This window comes from Pseudomonas sp. NPDC077451 (genome assembly GCF_044543345.1).
GTDB lineage: Bacteria > Pseudomonadota > Gammaproteobacteria > Pseudomonadales > Pseudomonadaceae > Stutzerimonas.
Genome location: NZ_JBITVX010000001.1, coordinates 570,528 through 589,925, shown reverse-complemented (window position 1 = coordinate 589,925; position 19,398 = coordinate 570,528). Strand labels below are relative to the sequence as shown.

At 62.8% G+C, this 19,398-nt stretch carries 15 protein-coding genes; 13 read left to right on the top strand and 2 right to left on the bottom strand.

What is annotated here, in order from left to right:
* The first annotated feature begins 160 nt into the window (after positions 1 to 160).
* The 8 genes from ACIGHL_RS02785 (at position 161) to ACIGHL_RS02750 (ending at position 8,300) form a co-directional block, all read left to right on the top strand.
* A complete protein-coding gene (locus ACIGHL_RS02785; protein ID WP_128119248.1) occupies positions 161 to 1,381 on the top strand; it encodes a CmpA/NrtA family ABC transporter substrate-binding protein in 1,221 nt (406 codons plus the stop codon).
* A 14-nt stretch (positions 1,382 to 1,395) separates the two neighbouring features.
* Positions 1,396 to 1,974 carry an ANTAR domain-containing response regulator gene (locus ACIGHL_RS02780; RefSeq protein WP_128119247.1) on the top strand — a complete coding sequence of 193 codons (579 nt, stop codon included), beginning with the start codon at positions 1,396 to 1,398 and terminating at the stop codon, positions 1,972 to 1,974.
* Positions 1,975 to 2,556: 582 nt separating this feature from the next.
* The gene (locus tag ACIGHL_RS02775; protein WP_128119246.1) at positions 2,557 to 3,930 is read left to right on the top strand and encodes a CmpA/NrtA family ABC transporter substrate-binding protein; all 1,374 of its coding nucleotides are present in this window, start codon (positions 2,557 to 2,559) and stop codon (positions 3,928 to 3,930) included.
* Positions 3,931 to 3,982: 52 nt separating this feature from the next.
* A complete protein-coding gene (locus ACIGHL_RS02770; protein WP_128119245.1) occupies positions 3,983 to 4,972 on the top strand; it encodes an ABC transporter permease in 990 nt (329 codons plus the stop codon).
* A gap of 9 nt (positions 4,973 to 4,981) precedes the next feature.
* Positions 4,982 to 5,776: an ABC transporter ATP-binding protein gene (locus ACIGHL_RS02765; RefSeq protein ID WP_128119244.1), complete on the top strand. Its 795-nt coding sequence runs from the start codon at positions 4,982 to 4,984 to the stop codon at positions 5,774 to 5,776.
* A 130-nt stretch (positions 5,777 to 5,906) separates the two neighbouring features.
* The gene (locus ACIGHL_RS02760) at positions 5,907 to 7,028 is read left to right on the top strand and encodes a methyl-accepting chemotaxis protein (protein ID WP_216706779.1); all 1,122 of its coding nucleotides are present in this window, start codon (positions 5,907 to 5,909) and stop codon (positions 7,026 to 7,028) included.
* Between the two features lie 2 nt (positions 7,029 to 7,030).
* Positions 7,031 to 7,726 (top strand): hypothetical protein, encoded by a 696-nt coding sequence (locus ACIGHL_RS02755; RefSeq protein WP_064482533.1) that lies wholly within the window; start codon positions 7,031 to 7,033, stop codon positions 7,724 to 7,726.
* A 130-nt stretch (positions 7,727 to 7,856) separates the two neighbouring features.
* Positions 7,857 to 8,300 carry a thioesterase family protein gene (locus tag ACIGHL_RS02750; protein ID WP_128119241.1) on the top strand — a complete coding sequence of 148 codons (444 nt, stop codon included), beginning with the start codon at positions 7,857 to 7,859 and terminating at the stop codon, positions 8,298 to 8,300.
* Here the strand turns inward: ACIGHL_RS02750 and ACIGHL_RS02745 are convergent.
* Positions 8,293 to 9,240, bottom strand: coding sequence for a 1-phosphofructokinase family hexose kinase (locus tag ACIGHL_RS02745; protein ID WP_128119240.1), 948 nt, complete (start codon positions 9,238 to 9,240; stop codon positions 8,293 to 8,295). The two genes, ACIGHL_RS02750 and ACIGHL_RS02745, sit on opposite strands and share 8 nt — an antisense overlap.
* 344 nt (positions 9,241 to 9,584) lie before the next feature.
* Here ACIGHL_RS02745 and ACIGHL_RS02740 point away from each other — a divergent pair, with 344 nt between their 5' ends.
* Positions 9,585 to 10,796, top strand: coding sequence for a nitrate/nitrite transporter (locus tag ACIGHL_RS02740; RefSeq protein WP_128119239.1), 1,212 nt, complete (start codon positions 9,585 to 9,587; stop codon positions 10,794 to 10,796).
* A 118-nt stretch (positions 10,797 to 10,914) separates the two neighbouring features.
* Positions 10,915 to 12,588, top strand: a complete 1,674-nt coding sequence (locus ACIGHL_RS02735; RefSeq protein ID WP_128119238.1) for a bifunctional protein-serine/threonine kinase/phosphatase — start codon at positions 10,915 to 10,917, stop codon at positions 12,586 to 12,588.
* A gap of 15 nt (positions 12,589 to 12,603) precedes the next feature.
* Here ACIGHL_RS02735 and ACIGHL_RS02730 read toward each other — a convergent pair whose 3' ends face one another.
* Positions 12,604 to 12,924: a hypothetical protein gene (locus ACIGHL_RS02730; protein ID WP_045426181.1), complete on the bottom strand. Its 321-nt coding sequence runs from the start codon at positions 12,922 to 12,924 to the stop codon at positions 12,604 to 12,606.
* Between the two features lie 730 nt (positions 12,925 to 13,654).
* Here ACIGHL_RS02730 and nirB point away from each other — a divergent pair.
* The 3 genes from nirB to ACIGHL_RS02715 all read left to right on the top strand — a co-directional run bounded on the left by nirB (position 13,655) and on the right by ACIGHL_RS02715 (position 19,383).
* Positions 13,655 to 16,105: a nitrite reductase large subunit NirB gene (gene nirB / locus ACIGHL_RS02725; RefSeq protein ID WP_128119237.1), complete on the top strand. Its 2,451-nt coding sequence runs from the start codon at positions 13,655 to 13,657 to the stop codon at positions 16,103 to 16,105.
* Positions 16,106 to 16,159: 54 nt separating this feature from the next.
* Complete coding sequence (nirD, locus tag ACIGHL_RS02720; RefSeq protein ID WP_128119236.1) at positions 16,160 to 16,483, top strand: nitrite reductase small subunit NirD; 324 nt, start codon at positions 16,160 to 16,162, stop codon at positions 16,481 to 16,483.
* 203 nt (positions 16,484 to 16,686) lie between these two features.
* Positions 16,687 to 19,383: a nitrate reductase gene (locus ACIGHL_RS02715; RefSeq protein WP_216706778.1), complete on the top strand. Its 2,697-nt coding sequence runs from the start codon at positions 16,687 to 16,689 to the stop codon at positions 19,381 to 19,383.
* The last annotated feature ends 15 nt before the right edge of the window (positions 19,384 to 19,398 follow it).

The following is a 19,398-nucleotide window of genomic DNA, read 5'->3' as shown; positions in this document are numbered from 1 at the left end:
ACCAGTCCATTCGCCACTGCCGCTGTTCGTGCTCCGACTAGATAGACGCGTCGTGTCCTGCGCTTGGCATGTGGCTTGCTAAACCTGAGTCAGTTATCCCGGCTCGCACCGAACCCCTTCCGGACGGTGTGCGCTTCGCATGGCAAAGGTTCCCCTCAGCATGACCGATCCCACCCCTTCGCTCCGCCCTGACGCCAAAGCCTGGGTCGCCGGCAGCGACGCGCCAGAAAAGCATGTCGTGAACCTTGGTTTCATGGCGTTGACCGATGCTGCATCACTGATCGTCGCCGCCACCCAGGGCTTTGCCCAGCCCTACGGCCTCACGCTCAACCTGCAACGGCAGAGTTCCTGGTCCAGCGTGCGAGACAAACTCGTTGAAGGCGAACTGGATGCCGCTCATGGGCTTTACGGGCTGATCTACGCCGTGCATTTGGGCATCGGAGGCGGTGCACCGAAGGACATGGCCGTGCTGATGGGGCTGGCGCAAAACGGTCAGAGCATCAGCCTCTCCCGCGAGCTGAAGGCCGCCGGCGTGACCGATCCCGATGCGCTCGGCAAATGCGTGCGCCAGAGTGGTGCAAAACTAACCCTCGCGCAGACATTTCCAACCGGTACTCATGCACTCTGGCTCTACTACTGGCTGGCCGCCTACGGCATTCACCCGTTGGCCGACGTGCGCACGCTGGTGGTGCCGCCGTCCTTGATGGTGGCCCATTTACGGGCGCGTCGCATCGATGGCTTCTGCGCCGGCGAGCCCTGGGGCGCGCAGGCCATTGAAGAAGACATGGGCTTCACCATCGCGACCAGCCAATCGATCTGGCCGGACCATCCGGAAAAAGTGCTCGGCTGCACGCGCGAATTCGTCGATCAGTACCCCAATACCGCCCGTGCGCTGGTCATGGCCATCCTCGAGGCCAGCCGTTTCATAGACGAGAGCCAGGAAAACCGCCGCAGCACCGCACAACTGATCGCTGGTAGCGACTATGTCGATGCGCCCGTTGCGGCCATCGAGCCGCGCTTTCTCGGTCAATATGAAGACGGCCTCGGCCATGCCTGGCTGGACAAGCACCCGCTGCGCTTCTTTGGCAACGGCGAAGTGAACATGCCCTACCACTCCGACGGCCTCTGGTTCATGACTCAGCTACGCCGTTGGGGCCTGCTGCGCGAAGATCCGGATTACCTCGCCGTGGCGCAAAGCGTGCAGCAGACCAGCCTCTACCGTGACGCGGCGACTGCCTTGAACATCCCTGTGCCCGACTCACCCATGCGCAACGCCATTCTCATGGACGGCAGTCGCTGGGATGGCAGCGATCCGGCGGGTTACGCACGCAGCTTTGCGTTGCATGCACTGGCCGACACCGCACCGCACCCCAAGCCTTGAAAAGGGAGACTGTCATGCTTCGCGTTCTCCTGATCGACGATACCCCACGCAAGGTCGGACGCTTGCGCAGCGCTCTGATCGAAGCCGGTTTCGAGGTGGTAGAGGAATCCGGTCTGACCATCGACCTGCCCGAACGGGTCGAGGCGATTCGCCCGGATGTGGTGCTGATTGACACCGACTCCCCCGGCCGCGACGTAATGGAACAAGTGGTGATGGTCAGCCGTGACCAGCCGCGCCCCATCGTCATGTTCACCGACGACAACAACCCCAACGCCATGCGCCAAGCCATTCGCGCCGGCGTCAGCGCCTATATCGTTGAAGGCATCCAGGCCCAGCGGCTGAAACCGATCCTCGACGTGGCCATGGCCCGCTTCGAAAGTGACCAGGCGATCCGTGCGCAACTGCACGCGCGCGACCAGCAACTGGTTGAACGCAAGCGCATCGAACTCGCCAAGGGCATGCTGATGAAGATGCGCAGCTGCAACGAGGAAGAGGCCTACACCCTGATGCGCCGCCAGGCCATGAGCCGCCAGCAAAAGCTGATTCAGGTGGCTGAACAGATCATTGCGATGAACGACCTGCTGGGGCAGTAACCTGCAGCGGCGTTTCGGCCCTCTAGCGTTAGCCTAGCCAAATGGCCGAATGCATTCGGCCGTGCAAGACCATGCCGGGTGTCAGGTAAGGGTCCAGTGCTGAAACCTGCACGATGGCGTCCCTCGTAGCGGATCTGTTCGCTTCTCAAACCACGCGGTTCTGGGCCGAACCGTACTGCCCTCGCCCCCGCAACAACGCCTAGACAGCCAAGCCCACTTTCCGCCTCATGAGCAGCACGCCTGCGCTCCGTTCAAACGAACCAAAACGGAGCCAAGGGGTGCGCTGGCTGCACGTCTATCGCGCCGAACCGAGTTGCAGCGTGCCGAGACGGCGGCAACCCACCCATGACCGGCTCGATCCGCAAGCCATTGTATTGATTTAGCTTTTTTATTTTTAGTCGCTGCAAATCCCGGCATTGCGCGAATTGGCAAGCCCCTTGCAATCCCTCCAGTACCACGTCTTCGGGTCGCCAACGGCGGTGATCGGGACGAATTGACAAAGGCGTCAACGGTGCTCGCTCTGCTCATGCAGAGGGTGCGTCCGTTACGCCTTTTTTTCGTTTCGCGATTGAGGGAAGAATCATGCACAAGACTCGCCGTACGTTGCTGAAAACGCTGGTTGCCAGCCTCGGATGCTCTGCCCTGCTGCAATTGGTACCGATGACCGCCTGGGCTGCCGAACCGGAGAAAGAAGAGCTGAAGCTTGGCTTCATCAAGCTCACTGACATGGCGCCCCTGGCCATCGCCTACGAAAAGGGCTTTTTCGAAGATGAAGGCCTCTATGTCACGCTCGAAGCTCAAGCCAACTGGAAGGTGCTGCTGGACCGCGTGATCGATGGCGAGCTGGACGGCGCGCACATGCTCTCCGGCCAGCCGATCGGCGCCACCATCGGCTTTGGCACCAAGGCCGACATCATTACGGCCTTCACCATGGACCTCAATGGCAATGCCATCACGATGTCTAACGCCGTCTGGGAGCAGATGAAACCCAACGTGCCCATGGTCGATGGCAAACCGCAGCACCCAATCAAGGCCGACGCGTTGAAGCCGGTGATCGAGCAGCTCAACGCCAGTGGCAAGTCGTTCAACCTGGGCATGGTCTTCCCGGTCTCCACGCACAACTACGAGCTGCGCTACTGGCTCGCCGCTGGCGGCATTCATCCCGGCTACTACGCACCGAACAAGGGCGACATCAGCGGCCAGATCGATGCCCAGGCATTGCTCTCGGTCACTCCGCCGCCACAGATGCCATCGACCATGGAAGCCGGCACCATCCATGGCTACAGCGTTGGCGAGCCGTGGAACCAGCAGGCGGTGTTCAAGGGTATCGGCGTGCCGGTAGTGGCCGACTACGCGATCCGCAAGAACATGTCGGAGAAGGTCTTCGGCGTCTCCAAGGCCTGGGCCGAAGCCAACCCGGAAACTCACAAACGGCTGGTCAAGGCGCTGATCCGCGCCGGCAAGTGGCTTGATGAAAACAACAACGCCAACCGCCAGGAAGCGGTGGAGATCCTCTCACGCCCCGAATATGTGGGTGCCGATGCCAAGGTCATCGCCAATTCCATGACCGGCACCTTCGAGTTCGAGAAGGGCGACAAGCGCGAGGTACCGGACTTCAACGTCTTCTTCCGCTATCACGCCACCTACCCCTACTACTCCGACGCCATCTGGTACCTGACGCAGATGCGCCGCTGGGGCCAGATCGCCGAAGCCAAGCCGGACAGCTGGTACCTGGAGACCGCCAAGCAGGTTTATCGCCCCGACATCTACCGCGAAGCCGCCGCCGCGCTGATCGAAGACGGCCTGCTCACTGCGGACGACTTTCCCGCAGCCGATGAAGATGGCGTCCGCGAGCCGCTGGCCGACACCATTGATGGCATCACCTACGACGGACACACGCCCAACGCCTATCTCGAACAGTTCGCGATCGGCCTGAAAGGCGATACCACCCTCTGATCCCGCCACCAGGGAGCCGTTGCGGCTCCCGATACCCGGAGAGGACACGTCGATGAGCAATCCAGCCGTCGCAAAAAACATCAAGCAAACGCTCGAGGCCGGCCGCCAGGCCCGGCTCAAGCGCTGGCTGCCGCAGGTAATCATGCCGCTGGTGGGCATTCTGGCTTTCCTGCTGTTCTGGCAGCTGGTGGCATCGAATATCCAGACTAGCCTCGGCCAGTTTCCAGGGCCCAGCCAAGTAGCCGAGCAGTTCAACGGGCTGGTCGATGCGCATCTTCAATCGCGGGAGAAAGCCGACGCGTTCTACCTGCGCCAAGAGGAACGCAACGCCGCGAAACTGGCGAAGAACCCGGACGCCGAGGTGAAGATTCGCCCTTACACCGGCAAGCCGACTTTCTTCGAGCAGATCTTCACCAGCCTCTACACGGTGATGACCGGCTTCGCGATCGCCTCGCTGATCGCCGTGCCGCTGGGCATTGTCTGCGGGCTGAGCAAGACGGTGTACAGCGCGATGAACCCGCTGATCCAGATCTTCAAACCGGTGTCGCCGCTGGCCTGGCTGCCTCTGGTGACCATGGTGGTCAGCGCCGTCTATGTCAGTGACGACCCGCTGATGGCGAAGTCCTTCGTCACCTCGGCCATCACCGTCGCGCTGTGCTGCCTGTGGCCCACGGTGATCAACACCACGGTGGGCGTCGCCAACCTCGATAAGGATCTGCAGAACGTCAGCCGTGTGCTGCGTCTGTCACCACTTAGTCACGTGCGTCGCATCGTCCTGCCCGCTGCCATTCCGATGATCTTCACCGGCCTGCGCCTGTCGCTGGCAACCGGTTGGATGGTGCTGATTGCCGCGGAAATGCTGGCGCAGAACCCCGGCCTCGGAAAATTCATCTGGGACGAGTTCCAGAACGGCAGTTCCAACTCCCTCGGCCGGATCATGGTCGCGGTGATCGTCATCGGCCTGATCGGCTTCGCCCTGGATCGCATCATGCTGATGCTCCAGCGCCGCGTGAGCTGGGACAAGAACGCAGACCTGCGCTGAGGAATCCACATGAACCCTACCCATCTCGAACTCACCGGCGTCGGTATCAGCTTCCCCACCGACAAAGGCCTCTACTGCGCCCTGCAGAACGTCAATTTGCGCATCGCCAAGGGCGAATTTGTTTCGCTGATCGGCCACTCCGGCTGCGGCAAGTCGACGGTGCTGAATATCGTCGCTGGCCTCTATCAGGCCACCACCGGCGGCGTGATCCTCGACGGCCGAGAGGTCAACGAGCCCGGCCCGGAGCGCGCCGTGGTGTTCCAGAACCACAGCTTGCTGCCCTGGCTTTCCTGCTATGAGAACGTCGAACTGGCGGTGCGCCAGGTCTTCAAGGGCCAGAAGAGCAGACGTGAAATGCGCGACTGGATCGAGCACAACCTCGAACTGGTGCACATGACCCACGCCCGTGACAAGCGCCCCAGCGAGATCTCCGGCGGCATGAAGCAGCGCATCGGCATCGCCCGCGCGCTGGCCATGCAACCCAAGGTGCTGCTGATGGACGAGCCCTTCGGCGCGCTCGACGCACTGACTCGCGCGCATCTGCAGGACTCGCTGATGGAGATCCATGCCGACCTCGGCAACACGGTAATCATGATCACCCATGACGTCGACGAGGCCGTGCTGCTCTCCGATCGTATCGTGATGATGACCAATGGCCCCTCGGCCACCATCGGCGACGTTCTGCGCGTTGATCTCCCGCATCCACGCGACCGCATGACGTTGGCACACGACGCTCAGTACCACGCTTACCGTGCGCAAGTCCTCGAGTTCCTCTACCAACGCCAGCAGCGGCCCGCGGCATGACCGCCACGCGGCTCAGTTTTGCCTTGCATGACGCGCCGCGCCAGCACTTTTCGGATCAACGAGGTTGCTCGCGAAGCGTATCCAGTTCGAGCTCGCACAGCCTTCAGCAAATCAAACCGGAATCAACGACATGGACAGAGCATTGATCGGGACCAGCCAGACGACAGAAGCCTGCAAAGCCGAGCCAGGCACTGAGGTTAGCCAGCACCTGGACTGGCTGCTGCTTGCGGCCTGGGCGGGCGCCTGTCTCGCAGCCCTCTGGCAGCAGCCGCTGCTGTCGCTGATGCTCGGTTGCCTTGCCGGAGGCATGCAGCTCGGCCAGCAGCGCAAACGGCGCGCAAGCCAGCGTCATAGCGACCACCTGTTGAGGCTGCTTGGCCGGCAACAGCACCTCAGCGAGCCGCGCGAGCATCTGGTCGCTGCTTTCAGTGCCCAGTCGCTGCGCAGCGAACGTCTGCGCAGCGAGGTGCAATTCGCCAGCGATGCCCTGGAGCGCATGGCCGGTGCAGCCGAGCACACCAGCATCGACCAGGGTCAGCGCGTCCAGGCAATCACTGACGCCAGCAAAGCGCTGAGCGACAACCTCGCGCGTGTCGACACGCTGGGTCAGCAAGCCATGCAGGCCTTTGCCGAAACCCATCGTGACAGCCAGGCCGGTCGCGACCGCGCTCTGACTGTCAGCCATTCGATGAGCGATGTCCGCGAAAGCATGCAACGCACCGCCGATGCGGTCGGCCAGCTGCTTCAGGACACCGCCGCGGTGGGCAAAGCCGCGTTAAGCATCCAGAACGTCGCCAAACAAACCCAGCTGCTCGCCTTGAATGCCTCGATCGAAGCCGCGCGCGCCGGCGAGCATGGCCGCGGCTTTGCAGTCGTCGCTGACGAGGTTCGTCAGTTGGCGCTGACCAGCGACCGCGCCGCCCAGGACATCACCCGTGTGGTTGCGACAACAGGCGCTGCGGTCCGCCGTGTGGAGGTCGAGGTCGTTCAGCATCAGCAGTTGCTCGAGCAAAGCGGCCAGCAGAGCAGCGCGTTGGCGACCGAACTCGACCAGTTGGCGCGACGCAGTCAGCAGAGCCTCGCCGAACTCGACCATTTGCATGCGGCCCTTGATGAACAGCGCAACAGCAATCACCTGCTTCGCGTCCAGCTTGAGCACGTCGAAACAGGCGTCGATCAGCAGCGCGCCCAGGCCGAAGAACTGCACAGCCTGACCCTCTATCTCACCCGCCTCAGCCGTACGGAAGCCTGACCATGGAAGTATCAATTGCCCTGACCCTGGCTGCCTGCCTGGTCCTGCTTGGCAACCATCTGAGCCGCGTCGCGGCCGAGCGGCATCGCAAGCGAATCAGCACCACCGACGTCCAGGCGCTGCAGCAGGCGCTGGAAGTTCTACAGTTCGTCCAGAAGCATCGCGGCCTCGGTGGTCAACGGGATGCCTCGGCAGCAACGCAGCGCCTGGAAGTGGCTGGCCGGCTCGACCGGCTCTGGCAGGAATGGAATGGCGACGAAAACCGCCCCGCGATGCGCGCGCTGTGGCAGCAGGTTCGCCAGAACCCGGCCGACTTCGAGCCGCACTGCATCCTCATCGAACAGGTGCTCGAGAGCATTCACGTACTGGAGCTGCGCCTGGCCTACCAGGGCAATCCACAGGTCACCGGCCTATGCGAAGCCTGCCGCGCACTGGAAGACCTTGGCCGGTTGCGCGGCCTCGCGGTGCGTGCGGCCAATTTCGACACCTGCCCGCTGGATATGCAGATCCAAATGCGCTACCTGTGCCAGCGACTGGCCGACCCGATTGGCGGCAAGACGCTGAGCAGCCTCATCGAACACCTGGAGCAGAACCTGATCAATGCGCCGCGCATCAGCCTCGCGCCGGCCGAATGCTACGCGTTGATCACGCCGATTATTGATGAGCGCCTGCAGGGTATTCGCCATAGCATCGCCTAAGAGTCCTGACAGCAAAGGGCGCAGCCACTTGAGACGATTGTCGGACTTGGGCCTGGTCGGCGGACGCGTACAATCCGCGTCCCGCACGTTGCGCTGAAACGGCGCCACGCATCCAGCCCACGAGAGCACCATGGCCCGCCTGACTCTGCAGTTTCCAGAAGACCAGTTCTGTTTCACCACCCAACTGACGGTACGCATCACCGATATCAACGCCGGCAACCACCTGGCGAACGACTCGATGATCTCGATGATTTCAGAGGCCCGCGCGCGCTTCCTGTTTGCCTACGGCATCGCCGAGACCAGCAAGGATGGTGGTGGAATTATCGTCACCGACCTGGCCACCACCTACAAAGCCGAAGCCCATGCACGGGATGCCTTGTTGTTCGAGGTCGGCGTCATGGATTTCAACAAGTACGGCGGCGACATCACCTTCCGTATCACCCGGCCGGCCGATGGCACCCTGATTGCCATGGCCAAATCCGGCTTCGTTTTTTACGACTATTCGCAAAGCCGTGTCGTCGCCATGCCTGACGCATTTGCCGCGAAATTCCCGCGGGTCAACCGGATCAATTAGCCCAACATTCGCCATCGCCGAGCTGCAGCAGTCGCTGCACATCCTCGTGATGGCAGAGCTCGGTACCGGGGCGCATCACGGTTGCGCTCCCGGCGGCGATACCGAAGCGCACAGCCTCATTAATGCAGCGCCCTTCGGCCAGCGCCAGCACAATGGCACCGAGCATACTGTCGCCGGCGCCCACCGCACTGACGACTGGGACCTGTGGCGAGCGCAGCCGGTGTAGCTGCTCGCCATAGGCCATCAGCGCCCCTTCCGCGCCCAGCGAGAGCACAATTATTTGCGCACAACCGTTCGCCATCAGGCCGCGTAGCGCTTGCTCCTGTTCCACTTCGCTCGCGATCGGGCGCCCAACCAGAGTCGACAGCTCGTTGAGGCTCGGTTTCAGAAGGTATGCACCGCCCCGGCGTGCAGCGTAGGCCAGGGGCTCGCCGGACAGATCGACGACCAGGCTGGCACCGATACGTCGCGTCAGTCTGAGCAGATCGTCGTAGAACGTAAGCGCCACACCCGGCGGAAAGCTTCCGCTCAGCACCAGATACCTCGGCGCTGGATCCAGCGAGGCCAATGCGTCGAGGCAGCGGGTCAGCTCATCTGCGGACAAGCAAGGGCCAGGCAGCACGAAACGGTACTGCAGCCCAGTCTCGAACTCGTCCACCGTGAAACTTTCACGCGTGTCGCCAACGATCGGAACGGGGCGGTGCGCCAGGCCGAGCTGATCCAGCGCACGCGTGAGCAGATCACCGAACGGACCGCCTGCGGGATAGATGGCCACGGCGTCGCCCCCAAGTGTATCGACCACCCGCGCGACGTTGATCCCTCCGCCGCCCGGGTCATGGCGCGGCAGCGAGCAGCGCAACTTCTCGGTGCTGGTCACCCGCGCAGTGCTGACGGACAGATCCATTGCCGGGTTCAGGGTCAGGGTGGCAATAACGGGCATCGATCACTCCTCGAAGCTTGGCAGGCCAAGCCTAGCAGCCGCCGTGAGGGTCAATACCATCACCAAGGCAATGCCCCGAAATGGCCCTCATCGCACAACGGTTGTGCAGCCGACGCCGCCCGGTTGTCCGTGCCCAGCGTCACTGCTGCGTAAAAACGCGGTCTCCAGCAGACTGGCATGCTAGGTGCTTGGTTCTCGGCACGGTAGGCCAACGGCGGTCTCCACGTTAAGACAAAGGCGTCGCAACATTCCTGCTCCGGCAGGCGTGCTGCGGCGCCTTTTTGTTTTCGCCTCGAAGCTGGGGCGGCCTCTTTTGCACTAGATGAATGCCTGGAGCCTACCCAATGAATACCAGTTTCTGGAAAGCCGGCCACACCCCGACACTATTCTCCGCCTTTCTCTACTTCGACTTGAGTTTCATGGTCTGGTACGTGCTCGGCCCCATGGGCGTGCAGATCGCCGCCGACCTGGGGCTGACTACGCAACAGCGTGCCTTCATGGTCGCCACCCCCATTCTCTCCGGCGCCGTGCTCAGACTGGTGCTGGGCATGCTGGCCGATCGCACCTCGCCGAAGACCGCCGGGTTGTTCGGCCAGGTCGTGGTGATCGCCGCCTTGTTCATTGCCTGGCTGCATGGCATTCACAGCTATGAGCAAGCGCTGCTGCTCGGCCTTTTCCTCGGCATGGCCGGCGCTTCGTTCGCCGTGGCGCTACCCCTGGCCTCGCAGTGGTATCCGCCGCAGCATCAGGGCAAGGCCATGGGGATTGCCGGTGCAGGCAACTCCGGCACGGTGCTCGCGGCGCTGTTCGCACCGGTACTGGCCACGATGTTCGGCTGGAGCAACGTGTTCGGTCTGGCACTGATTCCGCTAGTACTGACGCTGATCATCTTTGCCACGCTCGCCAAGAATGCGCCGAACCGCCCTGCGCCGAAATCCTTCGCCGATTACATGAAAGCGCTGGGCGATCGCGACAGCTGGTGGTTCATGTTTTTCTACAGCGTGACCTTCGGCGGCTTCCTTGGCCTGGCCAGCACCCTCCCCGGCTACTTTCACGACCAGTACGCCTTCGACCCGGTCAAGGCCGGTTATTACACGGCCGCCTGCGTATTCGCCGGCAGCCTGCTGCGCCCATTGGGCGGTGCACTGGCGGACCGCATCGGCGGTATTCGCTCGCTGCTGGTGATGTACACCGTTGCCGCTATCTGCCTGTTCGTGGTCGGCTTCAACCTGCCAAGCTCGACGGCAGCGCTGGCGCTATTCGTTGTCGCCATGCTCAGCCTGGGTGCCGGCAACGGCGCGGTGTTCCAACTGGTGCCGCAGCGCTTCAACAAGGAAATTGGCGTAATGACCGGACTGGTCGGCATGGCCGGTGGCATCGGTGGGTTCCTGCTCACCGCCGGGCTCGGTGCAGTCAAACAGGCCACCGGTGACTATCAGATGGGTCTGTGGCTGTTCGCCAGCCTGGGTGCACTGGCCTGGTTCGGGCTCTATGGTGTGAAGCGTCGCTGGAGAACCACCTGGGGCTCCGCCGCGATGACCGCTGCGCGGGTGTAAAAGCGGCGGCAAGCTCAGACGCAGCTGGCTGCACCGGCCACACTGGACGCTTTTACTTGCCGCTTGCCGCTTGCCGCTTGCAGCTTGCCCTTGCCGCTTACCCCTTGGAGCTCGTTTGATGCCTTTGCAGCTGTCCTTCGGCGAAGCCTCTGCCACCGGCCCGCGCGACGAAAATCAGGACGCGCTGCGGATCGTCACGCCAACGCCGGAGCTCGCCGCGAGCAAGGGTGCGCTGTTCGCGATTGCTGACGGCGTCAGCCAGTGCGCTGATGGCGGCCTTGCCGCTCGGGCCACCTTGCAGGCATTGGCCACCGATTACTACGCCACGCCGGAGACCTGGACTGTCGCGCAGTCCCTTGACCGGCTGCTGGTCGCCCACAATCGCTGGCTGCAGGCCAACGGTGGTGGGCAACCGCTACTGACGACATTGACCGCACTGGTGCTCCGCGGCCGTCGCTTCACCCTCGCCCATGTCGGCGACTGTCGCGCCTATCGCTGGCTCGATGGCGAGCTGCAGCGGCTCAGTGAAGACCACGTATGGGAACAGCCGAACATGCAGCACGTGCTCAAGCGTGCCATGGGCCTGGACCAGCATCTGGTGGTGGACTACCTCGACGGCGAGCTGCGCCTCGGCGAATCCTTTTTGCTGCTGAGTGATGGTGTCTGGGCCAGCATTACCGAAGGCGATATCCGGAATGTGCTCAGCGCCGAACCTGATCTGAACCGCGCGGCTAGGGCGCTGGTCCATCTAGCCCACCAGACCGGCAGCCAGGACAACGCCAGCGCCCTGCTGCTGCGGGTCGATGAACTGCCGGAAGCGGCACTAGCCGATTCGCTCGCGCAGCTGCTGGACTGGCCGTTGCCGCCCAAGCTACGCCCCGGCCAGATGTTCGAAGGCTGGACGGTCCAATCACTGCTGGCCGAGTCGCGTCAGTCGTTGATCTACCGAGTGATTGATCAGCAGGGTCAGCCCTGGTTGCTGAAAACGCTGCCGGCCAGCCGCGACGATGAACCCGAAGCCGGGCCAGCCCTGCTGCAGGAAGAGTGGTTTCTGCGCCGCGTCGCCGGCCGTGCCTTTCCCGAAGTCCACGGACTGCCGCAGCGCCAGCACCTGTATTACGTGCAGCGTGAATACCGTGGCCAGACCCTCGGCCAGCAATTCAGTCAGCAGGGCCCGATGGCACTGACCGATTGGCTGCAGATGGCCCCATGTCTGGTCCGCGCATTGGGCATGCTGCACCGGCGCAACATCCTGCACCGCGATATCAAGCCCGAGAATCTGCATCTGGATGACAACGGCGAGTTGCGCCTGCTGGATTTCGGCCTCGCCTATTGCCCAGGTCTGTCCCGAGACCTGCCGCATCATCTTCCGGGCACACCAAGCTATATCGCGCCCGAGGCCTTTAGCGGCGAAGCGCCGAGTCGGGAGCAGGACCTCTATGCGGCAGGCGTCACCCTCTACTTCCTGCTGACCGGCCGTTTTCCCTACGGCGAAGTCGAGGCATTCCAGCGGCCCCGTTTCGGCAGCCCTGTGCCAGCAAACCGGTATCGCCCTGATCTGCCCCAGTGGCTGGATGACACGCTCAGGCGCGCCGTCGCGGTTGACCCCTCGCAGCGCTTCGAAACCGCAGAAGAATGGCTGCTAACCTTGGAACAGGGGGAGCGGTTGGCCAGCAACACGGCAACGCTACCGCTGCTGGAACGCGAACCGCTGAAGGTCTGGCGTGGGCTGGCCCTGATTTCGCTGCTGCTGAATCTGGTGCTGGTGGTCTGGTTGGCGAAAGGCAGCTAACTAATCACCTTGCGATCAGACCGACACGCGCCGGACGATCAAACCTTGCCGGGCCACACGCGTCAGTTGCCGCACGCAGTCTTCGAGACGTTCAGCGCTCGGCGCCTGGATCACGGCCATATCGAAACTGTTCGATGCAAAGTGCGCCAGCGACTCATCGACCCCGGTGAACTGAACCTGAAAGGCACGCGGCCTGCCCCAGCGCTTCGGCCAGCCGTCGAGATAACGTAACAGCGAAGGTTGATGGCTACCGCCAAGGAGGATTTTCGGGTTGCTGCGGACCAGCCCACTGGTGATAGGGGCCAAACGTAGAGGGGCGCGTTGCAGTGCATTCATTGGGAGAAGTCCCGCCTCGAAAATTCCGCTGGGCAGCGGTGGGAGGCGACACCGAACCAGCGCTTTAGCGGTATTTCGAAGCCTTGGCTCCAGGCGCCCCGCAAGTAGCTGACTAAATCGGCGCATGGGCGAAACAATAGAAAAGCGGGCCGGTGGCTGTCAACGGTCATTTCGCCATGCAGGCCGCGGACCCGTTCGTGATGGTGGGCTGAAGCCCACCCTACGGGTCTCAACCACCAAGAGCCGTCACGACACACGGCCTCAATGCGTAGGGTGGGCTTCAGCCCACCAAAAAGACTCGCAGCAGTCCACCGACGCACCAGTACTGCGCAGCTTGCTATATAGGGGTGCAGCTGCAAGTCGCTTCGGCCCGGTTGCGCAGGCTTGGCGAAACGATAAGACAGCGCAGCATTACATGTGCCTGTACCGGTTCGCTCCGTGCCAGGCGCCCGTCAGTGCTGGGCTGCGCGACGAAGACGTTGCGCAGGGCGACATGCGCGCTACGGCTGAACGCGGCCAGCCGCTGAACCGCGATCAGGTTGGCACAGCCTCTGCATTGTCAGGCTTACATCAAGCCGGACCTTCAACGTGGAGGGTCAGGCTCCGAATACGGAAAACAAGGACAAAGGCGTCCTCACTGGGAGATCAGTGGGGCGCCTTTTTCGTTGTTGGATATTTCAACGGCATGGCCCGACAGCATTCAGCGCGCCGGCCCGGCACGGAGAACAGCATGAAGAAACTCAAGCTGGTGATGATTGGCAATGGCATGGCCGGGGTTCGCACCCTTGAAGAGTTGCTCAAGCTCGCCCCTGAGCTCTACGACATCACGGTGTTCGGTGCCGAACCCCACCCGAACTACAATCGCATCCTGCTTTCCCCCGTGCTGGCCGGTGAGCAGACCTTCGAGGAGATCGTGCTCAACGACCTCAGCTGGTACGCCGAAAACAACATTCGTCTGATGCTCAACCGCAAGGTGGTCGAGATCGACCGCGCCAAGCGCCGCGTGATCGCCGAAGACGGCAGCGAGGCCGAGTACGACCGCCTGCTGATCGCCACCGGCTCGAACCCCTTCATCTTGCCGATCCCGGGCAACCAGCTCGACGGCGTGATCGGCTACCGCGACATTGCTGACACCCAGAAGATGATGGACACCGCCAAGACCCACAAACACGCCGTGGTCATTGGCGGTGGCTTGCTCGGACTGGAAGCGGCCAATGGCCTGAAGCTGCGCGGCATGGAGGTCACCGTAGTGCATATCGGCGAGTGGCCGATGGAGCGTCAGCTCGACAAGACAGCCGGCACCCTGCTGCAGCAGGCGCTCGAAGCACGCGGGCTCAACTTCAAGATGCAGAAGCAGACCGCCGAGCTGATCGGCAACGATGAGGGCCGCGTACGAGCCGTGCGTTTCGCCGATGACGAAGTGATCGACGCGGATCTGGTGGTGATGGCCGCTGGCATCCGTCCCAACAGCGAACTCGCTGAAAAGTCTGGAATTCCCTGCAACCGCGGCATTCTGGTCAATGACACCCTGCAAACCTACGACCCGCGTGTCTATGCAGTTGGTGAATGCGCCAGTCATCGCGGCACCGCCTACGGCCTGGTGGCGCCGCTGTTCGAGCAGGCCAAGGTCTGCGCCAACCACCTGGCGATGCTGGGCTTCTCCCGCTACCTGGGCTCGGTGACGTCGACCAAGCTGAAGGTCACCGGCATCGACCTGTTCTCCGCAGGCGATTTCCTCGGCGGCGAAGGCACCGAAACCATCACCCTCTCCGACCCCATCGGCGGCGTGTACAAGAAGCTGGTGATCAAGGACAACATCCTTGTCGGCGCCTGCCTGTACGGCGACACCGCCGATGGCGGCTGGTACTTCCGTCAGGTGCGCGAGGGCCATAACGTCAGTGAGATCCGCGATCACCTGATGTTCGGCGAAGGTGCCATCGGCGACACCGGTCACCAAGGCCAGAACAAGGCCATGGCGATGCCCGACAGCATGGAAGTCTGCGGTTGCAACGGCGTGTGCAAAGGCACCATCGTCAAGGCGATACAGGAGCACGGGCTGTTCTCCGTCGACGATGTGAAAAAGCACACCAAGGCCGCCAGTTCCTGCGGCTCCTGCGCTGGGCTGGTGGAACAGATCCTGATGAGCACCGTCGGCGGCGCCGCGGATGTGAAGCCGAAAAGCGAAAAAGCTATCTGCGGCTGCAGTGACCTGAACCACGGCCAAGTGCGCAAGGCCATTGTCGACGAACACCTGATCAGCATCCCGGCGGTGATGAGCTATCTGAACTGGCGCACGCCCAACGGCTGTGCCACCTGCCGCCCGGCCCTGAACTATTACCTGATTTCTTCATGGCCCGGCGAAGCCAAGGACGATCCACAGTCGCGCTTCATCAACGAGCGCGCTCACGCCAATATCCAGAAGGACGGAACCTATTCAGTCGTCCCGCGGATGTTCGGCGGCGTGACCAATGCCGCCGAGCTACGCCGCATCGCTGACGTCGCTGACAAGTACCAGGTGCCGATGGTGAAGGTCACCGGCGGCCAGCGCATCGACCTGCTGGGCATCAAGAAGGATGATCTGCCGAACGTCTGGAAGGACCTGGACATGCCCGACGGCCACGCCTACGGCAAATCCATTCGGACCGTGAAGACCTGCGTCGGCAAGGAGTTCTGCCGTTTCGGCACTCAGAATTCGACCGGGCTGGGCATCGATCTGGAGAAGGCACTGTTCGGCATGTACTCGCCGCACAAGGTCAAGCTGGCCGTCTCCGCCTGCCCGCGCAACTGCGCCGAATCGGGCATCAAGGACGTCGGCATCATCGGCGTCGATTCCGGCTGGGAGCTGTACGTCGGTGGCAACGGCGGCATCAAGACCGAGGCCGGCGAGTTTTTCGTCAAGGTCAAGACCGCCGAGGAAGTCGCCGAATACAGCTTCGCCTTTCTCCAGCTCTACCGCGAGGAAGGCTTCTACCTCGAACGCACCGTGCACTACATGCAGCGCGTCGGCTTGGAATACATCAAGAAAATAGTTCTGGAAGACGAAGCCCGGCGCAAGGCGCTGGCCCAGCGACTGATGTTCTCGCTGAGTTTCGAGGGCGATGGCTGGAAGAAGGCCATCGCCGAGCAATCGCTGAAGAAAGAATACGAAACCATCCAGTTGGCCCAGATCGAGCCCGCGTGACGATTCGCCGCTACCGGAAAGCTGCTTGATCAACCGAATTGCGAGGAAACAACGATGAAATGGTTCGACATCTGCTCCCTGGATGAGATCAACCCACTTGGCGCACGCATTGTCGCCGGGCCGAAGGGTGACATCGCGGTCTTCCGCACCGCCGACGATCAGGTGTTCGCACTGGACGACCGCTGCCCGCACAAGGGCGGCCCGCTGTCCCAGGGCATCGTCTTCGGCAAGCAAGTCGCCTGCCCGCTGCACAACTGGCAGATCAACCTCGATAGCGGCGAAGCCGTGGCGCCGGATGTGGGCTGCGCGCATAGCCACGAAGCACGGGTCGAAAACGGTCGTGTGCTGCTCTCCCTGAATAGCCAAAAAGGTGACTAAAGCGGAGCGCCGCCCGGCCCACCCTACCCGACCGCAGGCGGCCCACATCGTAGGGTGGGCTTCAGCCCACCATATGAACTGGCCCGAACACCGCAGGGTTTCCCCGAAGGACGCGAGCTCGGGCAACGATGTACCGCTGTACCAATAAATAACGGTGGGCTAAAGCCCACCCTACGAAGCCACCCTTCCTAGGAACCGACGCCATGCGCCAGACAACCGCTTCAACCTGTTGCTACTGCGGCGTGGGGTGCGGCGTGCTGATCGAGCACGACGGCGAGCGCATCCTCGATGTCACCGGCGACCCGAACCATCCCGCCAACTTCGGCAAGCTGTGCAGCAAGGGCGCGACCCTGCACCTGACCGGTGACCTAGATGCCCGCGCGCACTATCCCGAACTGCGGCTGGGCAAGGGTCTGGCCCGCGCACGCACCGATTGGGACAGCGCCCTGGACCACGCCGCCAACGTATTCGCAGAGACCATCGCCGAACATGGCCCGGACAGCGTCGCCTTCTACATCTCCGGCCAGTTGCTGACCGAGGACTATTACGCCTTCAACAAGCTCGCCCGCGCGCTGGTCGGCACCAACAACATCGATTCGAACTCGCGGCTGTGCATGTCATCCGCCGTAGTCGGCTACAAGCGCAGCCTCGGCGCCGACGCACCGCCGTGCAGCTACGAGGACATCGAGCAGAGCGATTGCCTGCTGATCGTCGGCAGCAACATGGCCTACGCCCATCCGGTGCTGTTCCGGCGTCTCGAAGCAGCCAAAGCCAAGCGCCCGGAGATGAAGGTCATCGTCGTCGATCCACGGCGTACCGACACCTGCGACCTGGCGGACCTGCACCTGGCGATTCTGCCGGGGACCGACGTTGCGCTGTTTCACGGCATCTTGCACATCCTGCTCTGGGAAGGTTGGATCGACCGCGACTTCATCGACGCTCATACCAATGGCTTCGATGAGCTGAAAAGCATGGTGCGCGACTACAATCCGGCCATGGTGGCGGACCTCTGCGGCATCGGTGTTGACGAACTGCAGACCACTGCCGGCCTTATCGGCACGTCGAAGCGCTTCCTCTCGCTCTGGTGCATGGGCGTCAACCAATCCACTGCCGGCAGCGCCAAAAACAGCGCGCTGATCAACCTGCACCTGGCCACCGGCCAGATCGGCAAGCCCGGCGCCGGCCCCTTCTCCCTGACCGGTCAGCCTAATGCCATGGGTGGCCGCGAAACCGGCAGTCTGTCCAATCTGCTACCTGGGCATCGCGAGGCCGGTAACGCGTCGCATCGCGCTGAAGTAGCGGAATACTGGGGCGTTCCTGCGTTGCCCGAAGCGCCAGGCCTATCAGCGATCGAACTGTTCGACGCCGTGCGCAGCGGCAAGGTCAAGGCATTGTGGATCGCCTGTACCAACCCGGCGCAATCCATGCCGGACCAGCAGAAAGTTCACGAGGCTTTGGTGGCCTGCCCTTTCGTGGTGGTGCAGGAAGCCTTTTTCACCACCGAGACCTGTCGCTACGCCGACCTCCTGCTGCCCGCCGCCAGCTGGGGGGAGAAGGAAGGCACGGTGACCAACTCCGAGCGCCGCGTCAGCCATGTGCGCGCCGCTATCGATGCGCCAGGCGAGGCGCGTGCCGACTGGGCGATCACCTGCGACTTCGCGCGTCGGTTGGAAACGCTGATGCGCCCCAGCCAGGCCAGCCTGTTCGCGTTCGATGCGCCGTCGGCGATATTCGAGGAATACAAGCTCCTCACGGCGGGCCGCGACCTTGACCTGTCCGGGCTAAGCCATGAATTGATCGATCGGCTCGGGCCGCAGCAGTGGCCCTTCCCGACCGGCAGCACGCATGGCACCACGCGCCTTTATGGCGACGGGGTCTTTCCTACCGACAACGGCCGCGCACGCTTTCTCGCAGAGCAGTACCAGGCGCCGAAAGAGAAACGCGAGGCACGCTTCCCGCTCACGCTGAACACCGGCCGCCTGCGCGATCACTGGCACGGAATGAGCCGCACCGGCACCGCCGCGCGGCTGTTTGGCCACGTCGAGGAAGCGCTACTGAGCATGAGTGGCGACGACATGCGCCGTCGCCGTCTGCTCGACGGCCAGCTGGTCAAGGTCCGTAGCCGCCGCGGCGAGCTGCTGATACCGGTACACAAGGACGACAGCCTGCGACCCGGCCAGGCCTTCATGCCGATGCATTGGGGCGACCGCTTCCTCAAGGGGATGGGCGTGAATGTACTGACGCTGCCCGACTTCGATCCCGCCTCCAAACAGCCGGAGCTCAAGCACGCCGGGGTGGAAGTGGAGAAGGTGGAGCTGCCCTGGCAATTCTTCGCCCTGGTAGAAGGCGGTGTGCAGAAGCGCTTCGAAAAATTGCGGCCCTTATTCGAAGGATTCGCCTATGCGAGCTTCAGCCTGACCGGGCGAGACCGTTCGGCGCTGGTCATCCGCGCAGCCTGTAACGAAGCCCCGGATGCGACGCAGCTGGCGCAGATCGAACAGCTGCTGGGGTTGGATGAAGGCCCGGTGGTGGCTTACCACGACCCACGACGTGCTGTTGGCAAGCGGGTGCGTATCGAGGATGGTCGCATCGTCGCCCTCAGCCTGTCCGGCGAAACCGCCGCACGCGACTGGCTGAAACAGCTCTGGCACGACGGCACGGCCAATCAGGCGCTGCGCCGCTGGCTGCTGGCACCACTGAGCACCCCGCCGGGTGGAGGCGTTCGTGCGGCCAAGACGCTGTGCAACTGCATGAACGTTGGCGAGGACGCGATCTGTGCGGGCATAGACCGCGGCCTCGACCTCAATGGTTTGAAGCGGGAGCTGGGTTGCGGCACCAGCTGCGGGTCCTGTGTGCCGGAAATCAAGCGGTTGCTGGTGAAGCAGCCAGCGGTGGCCTGAACGGCTCCACCAATA

What these genes read in the sequence shown, in the direction of transcription:
- ACIGHL_RS02735 (WP_128119238.1), top strand. Translation starts at nt 10,915, where the DNA reads ATGCCTTTGCAGCTGTCCTTCGGCGAAGCCTCTGCCACCGGCCCGCGC.
- ACIGHL_RS02750 (WP_128119241.1), top strand. Translation starts at nt 7,857, where the DNA reads ATGGCCCGCCTGACTCTGCAGTTTCCAGAAGACCAGTTCTGTTTCACC.
- ACIGHL_RS02730 (WP_045426181.1), bottom strand. Translation starts at nt 12,924, where the DNA reads ATGAATGCACTGCAACGCGCCCCTCTACGTTTGGCCCCTATCACCAGT.
- ACIGHL_RS02770 (WP_128119245.1), top strand. Translation starts at nt 3,983, where the DNA reads ATGAGCAATCCAGCCGTCGCAAAAAACATCAAGCAAACGCTCGAGGCC.
- ACIGHL_RS02745 (WP_128119240.1), bottom strand. Translation starts at nt 9,240, where the DNA reads ATGCCCGTTATTGCCACCCTGACCCTGAACCCGGCAATGGATCTGTCC.
- ACIGHL_RS02785 (WP_128119248.1), top strand. Translation starts at nt 161, where the DNA reads ATGACCGATCCCACCCCTTCGCTCCGCCCTGACGCCAAAGCCTGGGTC.
- ACIGHL_RS02780 (WP_128119247.1), top strand. Translation starts at nt 1,396, where the DNA reads ATGCTTCGCGTTCTCCTGATCGACGATACCCCACGCAAGGTCGGACGC.
- nirD (WP_128119236.1), top strand. Translation starts at nt 16,160, where the DNA reads ATGAAATGGTTCGACATCTGCTCCCTGGATGAGATCAACCCACTTGGC.
- nirB (WP_128119237.1), top strand. Translation starts at nt 13,655, where the DNA reads ATGAAGAAACTCAAGCTGGTGATGATTGGCAATGGCATGGCCGGGGTT.
- ACIGHL_RS02775 (WP_128119246.1), top strand. Translation starts at nt 2,557, where the DNA reads ATGCACAAGACTCGCCGTACGTTGCTGAAAACGCTGGTTGCCAGCCTC.
- ACIGHL_RS02715 (WP_216706778.1), top strand. Translation starts at nt 16,687, where the DNA reads ATGCGCCAGACAACCGCTTCAACCTGTTGCTACTGCGGCGTGGGGTGC.
- ACIGHL_RS02765 (WP_128119244.1), top strand. Translation starts at nt 4,982, where the DNA reads ATGAACCCTACCCATCTCGAACTCACCGGCGTCGGTATCAGCTTCCCC.
- ACIGHL_RS02755 (WP_064482533.1), top strand. Translation starts at nt 7,031, where the DNA reads ATGGAAGTATCAATTGCCCTGACCCTGGCTGCCTGCCTGGTCCTGCTT.
- ACIGHL_RS02760 (WP_216706779.1), top strand. Translation starts at nt 5,907, where the DNA reads ATGGACAGAGCATTGATCGGGACCAGCCAGACGACAGAAGCCTGCAAA.
- ACIGHL_RS02740 (WP_128119239.1), top strand. Translation starts at nt 9,585, where the DNA reads ATGAATACCAGTTTCTGGAAAGCCGGCCACACCCCGACACTATTCTCC.